1 pseudogene is annotated in these 220 nt (G+C 63.6%); it reads right to left on the bottom strand.

Annotated elements, in window-relative coordinates:
* Window positions 1–220, bottom strand: a pseudogene (locus B3547_RS16190) (IS21 family transposase); the annotation flags it as partial.

Raw genomic sequence — 220 nt, 5'->3', positions numbered from 1 at the left:
TCGACCTGACCCTTCTCCCACCCCGCTGCCGGCGAGCAGGCCGTGGGCTCGACCATGTAATGGTCGGCCATGACCAAAAACCGGCGGTTGAACACCCGCTCCTTGCCGACGAAGACCGCGGCGACAGCCGTCTTCATGTTATCGTAGATCCCCCGCAAAGGAACGCCGCCGAAGAAGGCGAAGCCCCGGGCATGGGCATCGAACACCATCTCCTGCGTCT

It is taken from the genome of Novosphingobium sp. UBA1939 (assembly GCF_002336885.1).
In the GTDB taxonomy this organism is placed as follows: Bacteria; Pseudomonadota; Alphaproteobacteria; order Sphingomonadales; family Sphingomonadaceae; genus Novosphingobium.
The sequence above is the reverse complement of the archived record's forward strand: the minus strand, read 5'-3'. Positions and strand labels throughout refer to the sequence as shown.